This window comes from Roseobacter weihaiensis (genome assembly GCF_020622345.1).
Classification (GTDB): Bacteria; Pseudomonadota; Alphaproteobacteria; order Rhodobacterales; family Rhodobacteraceae; genus Roseobacter; species Roseobacter weihaiensis.
On record NZ_JACNMO010000010.1, the window covers coordinates 96,230 to 111,225 of the forward strand.

The 14,996-nt window shown below is 61.7% G+C and carries 17 protein-coding genes; 5 read left to right on the plus strand and 12 right to left on the minus strand.

What is annotated here, in order from left to right; all coding sequences use genetic code 11:
* Positions 1–90 precede the first annotated feature (90 nt).
* The 11 genes from H7847_RS13295 to rbfA all read right to left on the minus strand — a co-directional run bounded on the left by H7847_RS13295 (position 91) and on the right by rbfA (position 8,545).
* A complete protein-coding gene (locus H7847_RS13295; protein WP_227269966.1) occupies positions 91–618 on the minus strand; it encodes an ASCH domain-containing protein in 528 nt (175 codons plus the stop codon).
* Between the two features lie 69 nt (positions 619–687).
* Positions 688–2,241, minus strand: coding sequence for an alanine/glycine:cation symporter family protein (locus tag H7847_RS13300; protein ID WP_227269967.1), 1,554 nt, complete (start codon positions 2,239–2,241; stop codon positions 688–690).
* Between the two features lie 10 nt (positions 2,242–2,251).
* Positions 2,252–2,689 (minus strand): universal stress protein, encoded by a 438-nt coding sequence (locus H7847_RS13305; protein WP_227269968.1) that lies wholly within the window; start codon positions 2,687–2,689, stop codon positions 2,252–2,254.
* 276 nt (positions 2,690–2,965) lie between these two features.
* Complete coding sequence (locus H7847_RS13310; protein ID WP_227269969.1) at positions 2,966–3,556, minus strand: LysE family translocator; 591 nt, start codon at positions 3,554–3,556, stop codon at positions 2,966–2,968.
* Between the two features lie 160 nt (positions 3,557–3,716).
* On the minus strand, positions 3,717–3,986 hold the full coding sequence (rpsO, locus tag H7847_RS13315; protein ID WP_227270054.1) for a 30S ribosomal protein S15: 270 nt from the start codon (positions 3,984–3,986) through the stop codon (positions 3,717–3,719).
* A 175-nt stretch (positions 3,987–4,161) separates the two neighbouring features.
* The gene (locus tag H7847_RS13320; RefSeq protein WP_227269970.1) at positions 4,162–5,040 is read right to left on the minus strand and encodes a hypothetical protein; all 879 of its coding nucleotides are present in this window, start codon (positions 5,038–5,040) and stop codon (positions 4,162–4,164) included.
* Positions 5,041–5,125: 85 nt separating this feature from the next.
* Entirely contained in the window at positions 5,126–5,632 is a 507-nt protein-coding gene (locus H7847_RS13325) for a DUF1643 domain-containing protein (protein ID WP_406675996.1), read from the minus strand.
* A gap of 94 nt (positions 5,633–5,726) precedes the next feature.
* Complete coding sequence (locus H7847_RS13330) at positions 5,727–6,215, minus strand: hypothetical protein (RefSeq protein ID WP_227269972.1); 489 nt, start codon at positions 6,213–6,215, stop codon at positions 5,727–5,729.
* Positions 6,216–6,403: 188 nt separating this feature from the next.
* Positions 6,404–7,315 carry a tRNA pseudouridine(55) synthase TruB gene (gene truB / locus H7847_RS13335; protein WP_227269973.1) on the minus strand — a complete coding sequence of 304 codons (912 nt, stop codon included), beginning with the start codon at positions 7,313–7,315 and terminating at the stop codon, positions 6,404–6,406.
* A 70-nt stretch (positions 7,316–7,385) separates the two neighbouring features.
* Positions 7,386–8,126: a phosphodiester glycosidase family protein gene (locus H7847_RS13340; RefSeq protein WP_227269974.1), complete on the minus strand. Its 741-nt coding sequence runs from the start codon at positions 8,124–8,126 to the stop codon at positions 7,386–7,388.
* Entirely contained in the window at positions 8,123–8,545 is a 423-nt protein-coding gene (gene rbfA / locus H7847_RS13345) for a 30S ribosome-binding factor RbfA (protein WP_227269975.1), read from the minus strand. Before rbfA ends, H7847_RS13340 begins: the two co-directional genes overlap by 4 nt.
* Positions 8,546–8,633: 88 nt before the next feature.
* On the opposite strand from rbfA, the gene dapB reads away from it, so the two are divergent.
* Positions 8,634–9,452, plus strand: a complete 819-nt coding sequence (dapB, locus tag H7847_RS13350; RefSeq protein ID WP_227269976.1) for a 4-hydroxy-tetrahydrodipicolinate reductase — start codon at positions 8,634–8,636, stop codon at positions 9,450–9,452.
* A 94-nt stretch (positions 9,453–9,546) separates the two neighbouring features.
* Positions 9,547–9,906 (plus strand): dihydrodipicolinate reductase, encoded by a 360-nt coding sequence (locus tag H7847_RS13355; protein ID WP_227269977.1) that lies wholly within the window; start codon positions 9,547–9,549, stop codon positions 9,904–9,906.
* Positions 9,907–9,967: 61 nt separating this feature from the next.
* Here H7847_RS13355 and H7847_RS13360 read toward each other — a convergent pair whose 3' ends face one another.
* Complete coding sequence (locus H7847_RS13360) at positions 9,968–10,162, minus strand: DUF1674 domain-containing protein (RefSeq protein ID WP_227269978.1); 195 nt, start codon at positions 10,160–10,162, stop codon at positions 9,968–9,970.
* A gap of 87 nt (positions 10,163–10,249) precedes the next feature.
* Here H7847_RS13360 and H7847_RS13365 point away from each other — a divergent pair, with 87 nt between their 5' ends.
* From H7847_RS13365 to purH, 3 genes are all read left to right on the plus strand, one after another.
* Complete coding sequence (locus H7847_RS13365) at positions 10,250–11,521, plus strand: RsmB/NOP family class I SAM-dependent RNA methyltransferase (RefSeq protein ID WP_227269979.1); 1,272 nt, start codon at positions 10,250–10,252, stop codon at positions 11,519–11,521.
* 110 nt (positions 11,522–11,631) lie between these two features.
* Positions 11,632–13,377 carry a heparinase II/III family protein gene (locus H7847_RS13370; RefSeq protein WP_227269980.1) on the plus strand — a complete coding sequence of 582 codons (1,746 nt, stop codon included), beginning with the start codon at positions 11,632–11,634 and terminating at the stop codon, positions 13,375–13,377.
* A gap of 21 nt (positions 13,378–13,398) precedes the next feature.
* Positions 13,399–14,985 (plus strand): bifunctional phosphoribosylaminoimidazolecarboxamide formyltransferase/IMP cyclohydrolase, encoded by a 1,587-nt coding sequence (gene purH, locus H7847_RS13375; RefSeq protein ID WP_227269981.1) that lies wholly within the window; start codon positions 13,399–13,401, stop codon positions 14,983–14,985.
* The last annotated feature ends 11 nt before the right edge of the window (positions 14,986–14,996 follow it).

Below are 14,996 nucleotides of genomic sequence, written 5' to 3' on the forward strand. Positions count from 1 at the left end.
TTATCGGGCGCTGAGGTCCGGGCGCCAGCTTTCAGATTGCGCGGACATACACGAGAATTGGGGGCTTGGAAAGGGAGGGTTTGGGCGTGTTCAGCCCTTGCCCCATGGCTTTCGGGGTGGCTTTTCGTAGGTTGGGGCGGCATCGGGAAAAAGCGCCCCCGTCGCGCTGTCCGCATTGGGCCGGTCAAACCGCTTCATCCAGGGTTTGGCCGGGGCGAAGGCCGGCGCGCGGGTCCATTCGAAGTAACCCAGGGCCCCGCTGGCGGGGATCGGATCAACTGGCCTGGCATCGGCCAGCAGCAGACCGGCCGTGCCACCGAACCATTCGCTGTCGCTTTCGGTAATGATCGCTGTCACCTCAACCGTGCCGATGATGGCACCGCGCACCAGCGCGTCCGGTCGGGGGCAGATCACACCGTGCTTTGCCAGCCGCCAGGAGAGGTAACGGAATTCATCCTGTTTCATACCCGTGGCGGCGTGAATGCAGATTTTTCCCGGTGTCATACGGCCCGCACGGATTGCGTCGAGCGTGCGGTTTTCGATCACTTTACCACCGTGGATGATGGCCCAGGCGGAGGGCTGACGGACCGAAAGAGCAAGGCGGGGTAAGTCTGCCATAAGGCTCAGGTAGCCCTGTCCGGCAGGAGGGCAAAGGGGGCGGCGCCAAGGCCGCCCCTTTCGGAAGGGTCAGTGCGAGAACTTCTTGATCTCACCTGATTTCAGGCGCTCGACATAGCTGGCCAGTTCCTTGCGGACCACTTTCATCAGGAAGTAGAGGGCAAAGATGTTGACCACCGCCATGGCAAAGATCGCGGCATCGGAGAAGTCGATCACAGGGCCAAGGCTGGCTGCGGCACCGATCACGATGAAGATGCAGAAGATGACCTTGAAGATCAGCTCAGATGCTTTGCCTTCGCCAAAGAGATAGGTCCAGCTTTTCAAACCATAGTAGGACCAGGAGATCATGGTGGAGAAGGCAAAGAGCACGACCGCGATCGACAGCACATAGGGGAACCAGCTGATGCCCGACGCAAAGGCCGCAGAGGTCAGCGCCACACCGGAGTTGCCATCCACGGTTGCAATCGCATTGCCTGCTTCGTTCAGCATGTAGTTTCCGGTGTCGGGGTCAATGATCAGCTGCTGCGAGATCACGATGACCAGAGCGGTCATTGTGCAGATCACAACCGTGTCGATCAGCGGCTCAAGCAGGGAAACAAATCCTTCGGTGATAGGCTCCTTGGTTCTCACCGCAGAGTGGGCAATCGCCGCAGAGCCCACGCCGGCCTCGTTGGAGAAGGCCGCGCGCCGGAACCCCTGGATCAGCGCGCCGACAAAGCCGCCCGCAACGCCAAGCCCGGTGAAGGCGCCGACAAAGATCTGACCAAAGGCCCAGCCGATCATATCGTAATTCACAATCAGGATGACGATAGCCGCGCCGACATAGAGGATACCCATGAAGGGTACGACTTTTTCAGTCACCTTCGCGATGGATTTGATGCCACCGACGATCACGGCAAAGACAACAGCGGCAAAGATCAGACCCGTGATCCAGCCGGGATAGTCACCGGTGATCTGGGTGATCTGCGCATGCGCCTGGTTGGCCTGGAACATGTTGCCTCCACCAAGTGCGCCCAGAATACAGAACACCGAGAAGAGGACAGCAAGGATCTTGCCACCGGGCAGCCCCAGTTCGTCAAAGCCTTTGGACATGTAATACATCGGGCCACCGGAAACGGTCCCATCGGGATACTCGTTTCGATACTTCACGCCGAGCGTGCATTCGGTAAATTTCGAGGCCATTCCGAGCAGACCCGCAAGGATCATCCAGAAGGTTGCCCCCGGTCCGCCGATGCCAACGGCAACCGCCACACCGGCAATATTGCCCAGACCAACCGTCCCCGAGAGGGCGGTTGCAAGCGCCTGAAAGTGGCTGACCTCGCCTGCGTCGTTGGGGTCTGCGTAATCGCCTTTGACCAGGCCAATTGCATGCCCGAAAAAGCGGAATTGGACAAAGCCGAAATAGATTGTGAAGACGCTGGCCGCAACCACGAGCCAAAGCACAATCCACGGAAACGACGTGCCTGGAAAGGGGGCAAAAATCAGGCTGACAAAAGGGCCTGTGAAAGTGGCGAAGGCCTCATTGACGCGCGCGTCCAGCGAGGCGGCTTCCTGCGCCATCGCCGGGTTTGCCAGCGCAGCCAATGCGACGGAGGTCGCGAAAAAAACATTCTTGAGTGTCATATGAGATTTCCTATCCGACGACAGTGACAGGGACGCGAGCCTGCATGACAAGGTTTGCGGTAGAGCTGCCGAAAATGCGTTGCGACAGGCCAGATTCGGCTGCGCGACCGACGATGATCTGATCCGCCTTTTCGCTGCTCGCAAGAGCATCCAGCGTATCGGCTACATTGCCGTGCCGCACGATCCCCTCGGCATCGATCCCTTTGGATTTCAACGTCTCCAGGGCAGGAGAGATGACGCGCGACATGGCTGTTGCGATCTCTTCTTCGCGACGCTTGTGGCGCTGTGCGTTTTCTTCGGCGGTCTGAAAAGAATAGGGCGACCACTCGATGACATAGACCACCAGAAGCGAGCAGCTTCCGATCAGCTTTGCCAAGCCTTCGCCATATGCCAGCGCGCGCTCTCCCGAGCTGTGGCCATCAAGGCCCACTAGCAGTTTCGTTGTCATGTGAGGTTTCTCCTGTCGGCTCGCTCTTGAAACCGATTGAGGTCGGGAAAGGCATTTCCTGTTATGCAGGCCGAGCTCAACCGCTAAGCGGTGCTTTGTTCCATTGCCTTTCGCAACCCATGATAGAAGAAATTGGAGGTGTTTTCACCTTTATTTCCCTGGTTCGGAGGAGAATTGCCCAAATTTCAGCGTATCTTCGGGGAAAGCGCCTCTTTTTTGGTTTTTTGTGACAGATGTCACAACCCCGCCGCCAAGACATATCTCGCCAATTCAGGCTTAGCTTTGTGCCCATGCGGCGAGCAAAACGACGGCGAGCATGGACAGGGCCATCACACTATTGATCAGGCGTTGGGTTGTTGTTGGCAAGTTCATCCGTCTGACCGTGATCCCCAGCCAGAGCCAGGCAAAATGGATCGGAATCCAGATCGCATTGACGATCAGAAATTTCAGCGCGATCTCCAGCGGCAGGCTGTCGGGCATGAAGCCAAACCCGGTGAACAGCGCGGTGTTGACGGCATAGGCCTTGGGGTTGATTGTTTGCAGTAATATGCCCCCAAAGACACCGGGTGGGCTTTGGGATTCGATGAAAGCGACTTTGCTGCCGGCAAAGGCGATGCGGAACGCAAGATAGCACAGATAGGTGATCGAGGCGAAAAACAGCAGTGCTCTGATGCGATCATCCGCGAGCAGCAAGGCGGTCAGGCCGCTGACGACGGCGAGGCAGACAAGGTTCGTGCCGATGAAAAGCCCCGCGACATATCGGGTGCCTGCGCGTGCGCCAAAGGACGCACCCACACCGGCTGCAGACAAGACCCCGGGACCGGGTGTTACGATCAGGAAAAAAACGGCGGCGGCGAAGGTCAACATCGGGCCAACGTAACCGATGGGGCTGTGACGTAAAGTGCGGGCTCAACATGAAAAAACCGCGCCGATGTGGGCGCGGTTCGTTTCCTTCATCCCGGGTTTTTGCTACCCAGGAGCGGTATCACAGCTTCTCTACCCTGAACCCCCGCGCCGTGCGGATGGTTTACCGGCGCAGACCAAGGCGTTTGATAAGGTCTTGATAGCGCGCCTCATCCTTGCCTTTCACGTAATCCAGAAGCTTGCGGCGTGTGGCCACCATCTTCAACAGACCACGGCGGCCATGGTTGTCTTTCTTGTGGGTCTTGAAGTGCTCAGTGAGCGTGGCGATGCGCGAGCTGAGAATAGCAACCTGCACTTCGGGCGATCCGGTATCGCCTTCTTTGGTTGCGAAATCTTTCATGACGCGGGCTTTTTCTTCAACTGTAATCGACATCGGGGTCTCCTGTTTTGACGGTTTCGATAAGGCGCCAGCCGGGATGTCGTCCAGCATGGGCCCGTGGAGGGATCGGATCACATTCTGATCGCCGATGCGCGCGTATAGGCGGGATTCCCAAAGATGGCAAATGCTGAATCGGCAGACATCGCAATAAACAGGCCCCGCGCGCTGTTCAGGCGGGTTCAAGACCAATCAAAAGTGCCGCACTCAACGGGATCAGGGCAACATCCGCGACCGAGAGGTTTGGATCACCGTAGATTTCGGCAACGCTTTTGCCATTCATCACCACATGCATCACCTCTTCGTCGTAGGGATCATGCGCAACGTCCACCTCGGGTTCGGCGGTTGCATTCGACATATCGTCCCACACCAGAAGCAGGCTGTCTTCACGGGCGTCGTAATCCAGCACTTCGGCGGTTTGACCTTCCATGATCCAGTCACTGAGCAATATCCGTTCATAGCTTTCATCGCTGGCGAAGGGTGTTTCGTCGTCAGAGGCAGGATCTGCGGCTGCGATGTCCTGTGACGGGGTATCGGTCGGATACCCTTCGAAAAAGGCGCGGTCGAGCGGGTTGATGAGGCCCCTCTCCAACCCGTTCTCGCTCAGCCCGGACGCGCTGTCGCCGCCATCAGTCAAGGCGTCAGCACCGGCATTTTCGGATGTGCGCTCATCTGCAAGCGCCTTGTCGAAGATGTTGACCTCAGGCAAGGCCGCCGCGGCCTCTTTGTCCTCTTCCTCGACGTGAAGAAACAGGTTTTCAGTGTCTTCCTCTCGTTGCTGATCTGCGTTGATCGCGCGGAAGAGGTCATCTGCAAAAGTGGCTTGTGCGCCTGCCGCCTGGCTTTTGAATTGTGCAACGGCATCCGGATTGCCGGGATGCGGCAGGGGCATGTCCTTTGGGCTGGCGATGGTGTCCAGCAGGTTACCCGTTTCCAGGTCTGTCGTGTCGTTGTCGGTCAGATCATCGTCCTGCTCTTCAACGGGTTGAACAGGCACAATCGAGGCCGCGCCCACTCCCATGATACCCATTAAACCAGCCAACCAAAGCATGCGCGACCTCTCTGCGAAAAACCAAAATACCAAAAAACATGCTTGTTCTAGCGAAAATGTCTGACCACGGGGTTAACCGATGAGGCTAAATCCAGACCTTCGGTTTTTGCGCATAAGGCACATAGAGGGGATGCCGGGGGTGCCCGTGTTTTGACAGGCCAAGGTGATAGAGCCGCACAGCCGCGCGGCGCAGGTCGGCGGCCACGTCGGGCCCTCTCCCCCGGTGCGCGCCATGCGTGCCCCATGCCGCGATGACCTGATCGGCCTGCAAGGCGGCCTCCCGCAGAACCGTGTCATTCTCTGGCCCAACCGGATGAGAGGCCCGCCGCATGGCCTGCGGATCGGTATCCCGCCAGGCAAAGATATTTGTGACGCTGAACGCCCCAAAGCCAAGCATCCGCGCGCGCCTTTCGCAGCGTTCCACGGTCGGATCGTTGCGCATCTCGTCAGCCTTGGACGGGTTCAGCATGATGAAGTTGAGGACTGCACCCTCCGCCGACCAGCACCGTGACAAGCGGTATCGGTAGGCCCCGCAGTCGGAGTAGGCCACTTCGGACGTTTTCATGTCATCAGTGTGCTGGCGAATTTGCATGGCGTGGTCATGCCAGCGTCTTTCACCGCGCACAAGCATGCAAAAAAGCCGCCCCCGAGGAAGAGCGGCTTTTTCACGGTCGGGCCGGTTTGACCTAGCCGATGGCGGGCACACGCCGTTCGGGCAAGTCCATGACCACGCCGCGGGTTTCCAGAACCGCCGCGGCCACCACGGCGTAGACGATGTGACCCCAGAGGGCGACCCAGGTGATCCCGGTAAAGCCGAGAAACGGTTTCATTCCGGCCACCAGATGTGCCATGCCGTAGAGGGCAAAGACCCAAAGCGCGACACCATAAAGCGTTGCTGTGACGCTCCAGTGCAATTGCGGCAGCACAGCGCGCTGGAGCGGACGTGCGATGGCGTAATATCCGATCACGTAGAAAATCAGGCCGGTGAGACTGTGCAGCAGATAGGCGGCACCTGCGGGGTTCGCACCAAAGACGGTATTGAGCGTCGCCCCTGCGAGCCCGACCGGGGCGAGCTTTGCGTATCCAAAGAGCGGGCTGAGCGCCTGACCGAAGACATCGAAGGCGATGGTTGCAAGGGCGCCGGCGGCAAAAAGTGTGAAGGCAGTGCGTTTCATTGTCAGAGTTCCTTTTCGTGGTGTCCGGTATCTCGTCTGACCTCAATATGCGGGCAAGCAGGGCGCGCGGGCAGGGGTCTCACACAGCTCTTACCAATCGACGTTCTTTTGAAATAAATCCTGTAACAATGCCCCGGTATCAATGACGGGCGCGCGAGGTTTGCAACGCTTTGAAACAAAGGACCGTATCAGGGGGCGGTGTTCAGGACCCGCACCGGGTGCAACTCACCGGCCTTGTAGCGCCCGATGGCCACGGCCCGCCCGTCAAAGGATGCCCAGCAGGTCTCTCCGTATTCCACGCCGGAGGCGCGCACCATACCGGGATTGCCATGTTGCAGCCGTGCGGCTCCTTCGGCGGTCGCCTTGAGCTCGGGCAGATCATCCAGCGCGTTCTCCAGAGGTAGCACATGCGCATCCAGATCCGGGGATCTGGCCAATGCATCGATCTGATCCAGCGACAGGCCGTCCTCCACGTCGAAAGGCCCTGACCAGATGCGGCGCAACTGCTGCACATGCGCGTGGCATCCCAGCGCCTGACCAAGATCCCGCGCGATGGAGCGCACATAGCCGCCCTTGCCACAGACCATCTCCAGCGTTGCGTGATCTGCATCCGCGCGGTCGATCAGCAGCAGGCTGTCGACATAAAGCGGGCGGGCGGCAATCTGCATCGCCTCGCCGTCGCGGGCGCGTTTATAGGCCCGTTCTCCGTCAATCTTGACGGCAGAGAACTGCGGCGGCACCTGTTCGATATCCCCGATGAACGCGCCGAGAGCCGTCTTGATGTCGGCGTCAGAAGGGCGCTTGTCGCTTTCCGCGATCACTTCGCCCTCGGCGTCATCGGTGTTGGTGGCTTGGCCAAACCTGACTGTAAACGTATAGGCTTTGAGCGCGTCGGTCACGTAAGGAACGGTTTTTGTGGCCTCCCCCAGCGCAATGGCGAGCACCCCGGTGGCGTCGGGATCAAGGGTTCCGGCATGTCCGGCCTTTTTCGCCTCCAGCGCCCAGCGGACCTTGTTGACCACCGCCGTGGAGGTCGGCCCGGCCGGTTTGTCGACGATCAGCCACCCTGAGATGTCCCGTCCCTTGCGTTTGCGCCCCATGCTGTCCTCTTTGCTTGTCTTGCGCGCTCTTAGCCGGATGAGGCGGCGCTGCCTACCCCCGCTGGCCGCGTTACTCGGTTGGGGCTACCACACCGATGATCGGGCCAAGCGCAAAGCCAAAGTCGCTGCGTCCCAGGGCAGGGGCATAAAGCCGCGAGATATTACCGTCAAAGTAAAGCGCGTTCGGCAGCTTCAGGTGATCCCGAAACAGGGTGCCGAAGGCGTGAAAGTTCACCGGCTCCTCCGAGATGGCAAAGACGGCGCGCTGACCGTCGGCAGAGGTGCCGACGCCATTGCGGATATGCAAAGAGGTGCCGTCTTCCAAAAACCTTGGATGCAGGGCGCCATCGATGACCAGCATCGGGCCGGACTGGGTGGCATCCTCGCATGGCGGGCTTTCCGCCAGATAGGCCATCGTTTCGAACACATCCGCCCGTCCCGGACGCAGGCACAGCACCCCGTTCGGCAGCAGGCCGAAATTACCCGGACCCGCGCTGGAGATCACGCGCATGATTTCCTCACCGTCCTCAAGGTAGTGCCCGACGGGGGAGCGATCCTCGTGATACATGCCGGCGTTCATGGCAAAACTCAGCCGTTCTCCGCGCTCGGCAAGCGCGCGGTTGATCGTGGAAAACTGCCCGTAGATTTCGCCCTCCGCATCGCGCAGGAACAGATCGAGCCTTTGGGTCACCGCGTCCACTTCGCAGATCGTGTAGCGGGCGTTCTGATGCGTGACCGTCTCGCAGGTGACCGCCAGGGCGGGCGCTGCCAGGGTCCCGATGCCAAGAGCAAGCAATGCGGCCCGGATCATTCCAGACCCCTGTCCCCCGCTGCCGGGGCGCCCGTGTCGCGCCGGACGTCTTCGCGGTTCAGCATTTCGCGGGTTTCGTCCATCCGGTCGAAGGTTTCGTCAAGTTGAAACCTCAGATCGGGCGCGAATTTCAAAGCCAGCTTCTTCGCCACCAGGCGCCGCAGCTCGCCCTTGTTGCGCGCCAGCAGGGCAATCACTTCATCTTGACCCTGCCCGCCCAAGGGCAATACATAAGCGGTCGCGATCTTGAGGTCGGGAGAAGTTCTGACCTCGCCCACCGTAATCGACAGCCGGTTCAGGTCGCTGTCATGTACGTCGCCGCGCGCCAGGACGTCAGAGAGGGCACGGCGGATGGTTTCACCGACACGGAGCTGCCGTTGTGACGGGCCGGGGCCATCGTGAAATCTGTTTTTTCCCATAGCTCTCATCTAAGCCGTCGCGGACCCTTTGCCAAGCAGACCTCGGCGCGGTACTACGCAAGGTCAATGATGTCAGAAAGGGCTGCCGATGTCGACGCCACTGAAAATTGCCATAACCGGCGTCTCGGGTCGCATGGGCCGCATGCTGGTCGAGACGATAGACGCCTCCGAAAAGGCGGTTGTGGCTGCGGCGGTCGACCGCGACGGCCATGCGTGGATCGGGCGCGACCTCGGCCTTGCGCTGGGTGGGGCCGCCCGCGATGTCTTTGTCACGAGCGATATTGACGCGGCAATCGCTGATGCGGACGCGGTGATTGATTTCACCGCCCCCGCTGCCACGATTGCCTTTGCCGCCGCCGCCGCGCGGGCGGGGGTCGTGCATGTCATTGGGACCACTGGCATGACCGCCGAAGAGATCGGGCAACTTGCAGGCCCTGCTGAACAGACGGTGATCGTGCGGGCCGGCAACATGAGCCTCGGCGTTAATCTGCTGGTGCAGCTGACCAAAAAAGTGGCAGCGTCGCTGGATGAGGATTACGACATCGAGGTGATCGAAGCGCATCACAACCAAAAGGTCGATGCGCCCTCTGGCACCGCGCTGATGCTCGGCGAGGCCGCTGCCGCAGGACGCGGTGTCTCGCTGGAGGCGGTGGCAGACCGGGGGCGCGACGGGATCACCGGGGTGCGGAAACGAGGGGACATCGGCTTTGTCGCGGTGCGCGGGGGCGATATCATCGGCGAACATGATGTGATGTTCGCGGCAACAGGGGAGCGTATTACCCTGCGCCATGTGGCCTCTGACCGGTCGGTCTTTGCCCGCGGGGCGCTCAAAGCCGCCCTTTGGGCACAGGATCGTCCACCGGGAGCCTATGATATGTTGGATGTCCTGGGTCTGAACGCGGATTGACCGGCCGCCGGCACGCAAAACTGCAGGCAAAGTGATCCAATTCACCGCCAACCCCGTACACGATCCAAACCTTATTGTACGGAGATACACTAAGATGCGTGTTTTTACTCTGTCTACACTTTCCGTTGCCGCTCTTTTGGCGGCGGGTCCGGCCTTTGCCGAGTTTTCCAAGGTCGAGGATCAGTCAGAGTTTGTGAGCCTGATCCAGGGCAAGGAGCTCAAGCGGCCTTTCGTCAAGCTGGAGGTGACCTCCAATGGTGAGATTTCCGGCTACGGGGCTGCCTGGCCGGTGACCGGGAACTGGACATGGGACGACGGCTACTTCTGTCGGGACCTGTTCTGGGGCGGTGATCCTTTGGGCTATAACTGTCAGGAAGTGCAGGCGACCGATGATCGTATCCGGTTTACTTCTGACCGGGGTCAGGGCGATTCGGCTGAGTTTCGGTTGCGGTAAATCGCTGGCACGGGCGGCTTCGCGCCAAAACACAGCGTAACACCTGCGGGGCGGCAATCTGTCAGAAGTCGACAGCGATGCCCTTTTTCTCCCAATCGCCGTAGCGCACGGGCTCCGGCCCGTCGCGGCCGCCCAGTTCCGGGGGCAATTCAACATCTTTGGCGGCTTTGCGACGCGCCTCGGCCTCGGCCAGGGCGCGTTGGGCTGCGGGTGGCAGGGCACTGGTGTCTTGGGTGTCTTCAGGTTGGTCGCTCATTTCGCTCTGTCCTCCGGCTCACGCCTTGATATACGTCGCAACACCTTGCAGACAACCCGGCTGCGACACCACAACCGCGAGACACCCATGTCAGACACCGGCCTTCCTGCGCGTCAAAGCGCTGTTTACCTTCTCGATCAGGTGCTGGGTGAAGGGCGTCTGATGTCCGAACTTCTGACCGCCGGTGCGCTTGATAAACTGGCCCCGGAAGATCGCGCGCGGGCGGCCCGGCTGGCGCAGGAAACCCTGCGCGGGCTGGAACGCGCGGACCGGGTGTTGCAGAAACATCTGTCCAAATACCCGCCTTTGACGGTGCGCAACGCCTTGCGTGTCGGGACAACCGAGCTTTGCACGGGGACCGCGGCGCATGGGGTGGTGAACGCGATGGTCGAGCTGGTGTCACGCCATCGCAGGTTGGGGCACCTCAAGGGGCTCACGAATGCGGTTCTGCGCAAGGTCGCGGTCGACGGGCCCGAGACCTGGGCCGCCTTGCGTCCCCCGCGCCTGCCCAAGTGGTTGCGTGGTCCTCTGGTGCAGGCCTGGGGGGCCGAGGAAATGGCCGCGATGGAAGCGGCTCATTTTCAGGGCGCGCCGCTGGATCTGACCGCGAAAACCGATGCCGCAGCGGTGGCGGAGATGACCGGCGGGCAGCTTTTGCCAACCGGGTCTGTCCGGGTTGCGGCGGCGGGGCAGGTCTCTGCTATGCCGGGGTTCGCGGCGGGCGACTGGTGGGTGCAGGACGCAGCCGCAGCCCTGCCGGTCAAGATGCTGAACCCCCAGGCGGGGGAGGTTGTGCTTGATCTTTGCGCCGCACCGGGCGGCAAAACCCTGCAGTTGGCGGCGGCAGGCGCGCAGGTGACGGCTGTCGACGATTCGGCAGCCCGGATGAAGCGGGTCGAAGAGAACCTTGCCCGGACCGGGCTGGTGGCGCAGTTGCGGGTCGAGGATGCGCGGCAGTCCGATGGCCAGTTCGACGCGGTCCTGCTGGATGCGCCCTGCTCGGCAACGGGGACGATCCGGCGGCATCCCGATCTGCCGCATGCCAAGGACGGATCGGAGTTCGGTGGTCTCATCGCGTTGCAAGCCGAGCTCATCGACCACGCCTGGACATTGGTCAAACCCGGCGGTCGTCTGGTCTTTTGCACCTGTTCCCTGCTGCCCGATGAGGGTGAAGTGCAAGTAGATGAGGCGCTGGAGCGGCACCGCGATATGGCAGCAGACACATCGGCTTCCGGGATCGACGGCATTAATCCCGCGTGGCGCACCCCCGAAGGCGGTCTGCGTCTGCGACCGGATTTCTGGCCTGATCTGGGTGGGATGGACGGGTTCTATATTGCCGTCTTGCGAAAGGCTGGGTGACACTTTCGGGCCCCGCCGTTGCAAGACGTGATAAAGAACGGTGACTCCGCGCAGTCCGCAGGTTAACATGTGGCCAACGCGCCGCCAGAGCGCTCCAGGCAGAGATTAACATGTCCCATAACAACAGTTTTGCGGCCAAGAAGGTGCATTTCCTGAACCGCTGGCACGCGATGCGCGCAGGCCGCATGAAGGCCCGGGCTGTCGGCTTCGTCTCCTCGCCTGAGCCCCGCACCATCGGGAGTTTTGCGCGCGGTCGGCAGTTGCTGGCGGGTAATTTCCTCTTTGCCGGGCATCTGCTGGAGCAAAAAGGGGCGGATCTGTGGGACCTGCCCATCCCGAATGCGGATTTCGAGCTTGAGCTCAACGGGTTTGAGTGGCTCGACGATCTGGCTGCGGTGGGCGATGTGGCGGCGCGCGAGGCGGCACAGCGCTGGCTGTGGGGCTGGATCGAACGCTACGGACGCGGACGCGGGCCGGGATGGACGCCGGATCTGACCGGACGGCGGCTGATCCGCTGGATCAACCATGCGCTCTTTATGCTGCGGGGCAGTGACGGGCCAGACAGTGATGCGTTCTACCGCAGCCTGCATCAGCAGACGCATTTCCTCGCCAGGCGGTGGCAGGGGGCGGCGCACGGCTTGCCCCGGTTCGAGGCGCTGGCCGGGCTGATCTACGCCGCCCTGTCTCTGGAGGGGATGCAAGCTGTTGCCTTGCCCGCGGTCAAGGCACTGGCGCGGGAATGCCGCACGCAGATCGACGACCAGGGCGGGCTGCCATCGCGCAATCCCGAGGACCTGCTTGAGGTCTTTACGCTGCTGACGTGGTCCGCGATGGCGCTCTCGGATGCGGGCTATACCCCGCCCGCTGACCACCTTGAGGCCATCGACCGGATTGCTCCGACCTTGCGTACCCTGCGCCATGCGGACGGAGGTCTGGCCCGGTTTCACGGGGGAGGGCGCGGCACCGAGGGGTGGCTCGATCACGCGCTGGCGCAGGCCCGCGTCAAACGACGGCAACCCGATGGCCTGTCGATGGGCTTTGCCCGGCTCTCGGCGGGGCGGACAACCGTCATTCTGGACGCCAGCAGACCGCCACGGGGGCGTGCGTCGTTCAACGCGCATGCCTCGACCCTGGCGTTCGAGGTGACATCGGGGCGCAGGCAACTGATCGTGAACTGCGGCTCGGGTCGGACGTTCGGGCCGGACTGGCGGCGCGCGGGTCGGGCCACGCCCTCGCATTCGACCCTGTCGCTCGATGGTTATTCAAGCGCGCGCCTTGGGCCACCGGACCCCGCCACAGGCCAGGAGGAGCTGATCGAAGGTCCCACCCATGTCCCGATCGAGATCGGCCACGCAAGCGACGGTTTGCGCTTTCAGGGCGGCCATGACGGGTTTGTACCCACGCATGGGTTGACCCATGCCCGCACACTCGAAGTGACCTTTGACGGGCGCGGGATCGCGGGCGAGGACATGCTGTTTGCGATGCAGGAGAGCGATAAACGTCGCTTCGATCTGGCGCTGGATGCCACCAGGCTTGCCGGTATCGCCTTTGACATCCGCTTTCACCTGCACCCCGAGGTGGATGCCACGGTCGATCTGGGGGGCGCTGCGGTCTCCATGGCGCTCAAGAGCGGTGAGATCTGGGTGTTCCGGCACGATGGCGGGCAGAAGCTGCGCCTGGCTCCCTCGGTCTATCTGGAAACCGGTCGATTGAAGCCCAGAGCCGCAAATCAGATTGTGCTTTCCGGGCGGGCTATGTCATACGCCACTCGTATCCGCTGGTCCTTGTCCAAAGCGCAGGAAACTGCAATTGGCGTGCGGGATCTGAGCCAGGATATGTTGGATTTGACCAAGTAAACCGCCCAAAGGACCCCTGACATGACCCATCTTGCCCCCTTGCGCCGCGCGCTGCTTTCCGTCTCCGATAAAACCGGGTTGGTGGATCTCGGCACGGCACTGGCAGCACGGGGGGTTGAATTGCTCTCCACCGGGGGGACGGCAAAGGCCCTTCGGGCTGCGGGCCTTGAAGTGCGGGATGTGGCGGATGTTACCGGTTTCCCCGAGATGATGGACGGTCGGGTGAAAACGCTGCATCCGGTGGTGCATGGTGGTCTGCTGGCGTTGCGGGACAACGACGCGCATGTGGCCGCGATGCGGGCGCATGACATCGGGGCGATCGATCTGGTGGTCGTCAACCTGTACCCTTTTGAGGAAACCGTTGCCAAAGGCGCAGGCTACGCCGAAGTGATCGAGAACATTGATATCGGTGGCCCGGCGATGATCCGTTCTGCCGCAAAGAACCACGGCTTTGTGACCGTGGTGGTGGATGTACAGGACTACGACGCGGTTCTGGCAGAGCTTGAGGCCCATGACGGGCAGACGACCTACGCCTTGCGCCAGCGTCTGGCGCAGGTGGCTTACGCCCGCACAGCGGCCTATGACACGGCGGTGAGCACCTGGATGGCGGCGCAGGTCGACGAGACGCCGCGTCGGCGGACCTTTGGCGGGACACTGGCGCAGAGCCTGCGCTATGGCGAAAATCCGCACCAGCAGGCGGCGTTCTACACAGATGGCAGCGCCGCGCCGGGGGTGGCGACCGCGACCCAGCATCAGGGCAAGGAGCTGAGCTACAACAACATCAACGACACCGATGCGGCCTTTGAGCTGGTCAGCGAATTTGACCCGGCAGATGGCCCGGCCTGCGCGATCATCAAACATGCGAACCCCTGCGGCGTGGCGCGGGGTGCTTCGCTGAAAGAGGCTTACACGCGGGCCTTTGACTGTGATCGAACCTCGGCCTTTGGCGGGATCATCGCGCTGAACCAGCCGCTCGATGCGGCGACAGCGGAGGAGATCACCGGGATTTTCACCGAAGTGGTGATTGCGCCCGAGGCCGATGCCCACGCGCGCGCCGTTTTTGCGCAGAAAAAGAACCTGCGCCTGCTCACGACCGGCGGGCTGGCGGACCCGCGCGCGGCGGGGCTGGCGGTGCGGCAGGTCTCCGGTGGCTATCTGGTGCAGGACAAGGACGTGGGGCACGTCAGTGCGGATGACCTTAAGGTCGTGACCAGGCGCCAACCGTCCGAGCAGGAGATGGCGGATCTTCTTTTCGCCTGGACCGTGGCGAAACACGTGAAATCCAACGCGATCATCTATGTAAAGGACGGCGCCACCGTGGGTGTGGGGGCGGGGCAGATGAGCCGGGTCGACAGCACCCGGATCGCCGCGCGCAAGGCCCAAGACATGGCCGAGGTCATGGGGCTGCCCGCGCCGCTGACGCAAGGGTCTGTTGTGGCCTCAGATGCGTTTTTTCCTTTCGCTGACGGGCTGATCACCGCTGCGGAGGCGGGCGCGACCGCGCTCATTCAACCGGGCGGCTCAATGCGGGACGAGGAGGTGATCGCCGCGGCGGATGCGGCAGGGCTGGCGATGGTCTTTACGGCCATGCGCCATTTCCGGCACTGACGGGGAGAACG

Coding starts and splice junctions, on each gene's coding strand:
- H7847_RS13295 (WP_227269966.1), bottom strand. CDS start 618: ATGGCAGACTTACCCCGCCTTGCTCTTTCGGTCCGTCAGCCCTCCGCC.
- H7847_RS13300 (WP_227269967.1), bottom strand. CDS start 2,241: ATGACACTCAAGAATGTTTTTTTCGCGACCTCCGTCGCATTGGCTGCG.
- H7847_RS13305 (WP_227269968.1), bottom strand. CDS start 2,689: ATGACAACGAAACTGCTAGTGGGCCTTGATGGCCACAGCTCGGGAGAG.
- H7847_RS13310 (WP_227269969.1), bottom strand. CDS start 3,556: ATGTTGACCTTCGCCGCCGCCGTTTTTTTCCTGATCGTAACACCCGGT.
- rpsO (WP_227270054.1), bottom strand. CDS start 3,986: ATGTCGATTACAGTTGAAGAAAAAGCCCGCGTCATGAAAGATTTCGCA.
- H7847_RS13320 (WP_227269970.1), bottom strand. CDS start 5,040: ATGCTTTGGTTGGCTGGTTTAATGGGTATCATGGGAGTGGGCGCGGCC.
- H7847_RS13325 (WP_406675996.1), bottom strand. CDS start 5,632: ATGCAAATTCGCCAGCACACTGATGACATGAAAACGTCCGAAGTGGCC.
- H7847_RS13330 (WP_227269972.1), bottom strand. CDS start 6,215: ATGAAACGCACTGCCTTCACACTTTTTGCCGCCGGCGCCCTTGCAACC.
- truB (WP_227269973.1), bottom strand. CDS start 7,315: ATGGGGCGCAAACGCAAGGGACGGGACATCTCAGGGTGGCTGATCGTC.
- H7847_RS13340 (WP_227269974.1), bottom strand. CDS start 8,126: ATGATCCGGGCCGCATTGCTTGCTCTTGGCATCGGGACCCTGGCAGCG.
- rbfA (WP_227269975.1), bottom strand. CDS start 8,545: ATGGGAAAAAACAGATTTCACGATGGCCCCGGCCCGTCACAACGGCAG.
- dapB (WP_227269976.1), top strand. CDS start 8,634: ATGTCGACGCCACTGAAAATTGCCATAACCGGCGTCTCGGGTCGCATG.
- H7847_RS13355 (WP_227269977.1), top strand. CDS start 9,547: ATGCGTGTTTTTACTCTGTCTACACTTTCCGTTGCCGCTCTTTTGGCG.
- H7847_RS13360 (WP_227269978.1), bottom strand. CDS start 10,162: ATGAGCGACCAACCTGAAGACACCCAAGACACCAGTGCCCTGCCACCC.
- H7847_RS13365 (WP_227269979.1), top strand. CDS start 10,250: ATGTCAGACACCGGCCTTCCTGCGCGTCAAAGCGCTGTTTACCTTCTC.
- H7847_RS13370 (WP_227269980.1), top strand. CDS start 11,632: ATGTCCCATAACAACAGTTTTGCGGCCAAGAAGGTGCATTTCCTGAAC.
- purH (WP_227269981.1), top strand. CDS start 13,399: ATGACCCATCTTGCCCCCTTGCGCCGCGCGCTGCTTTCCGTCTCCGAT.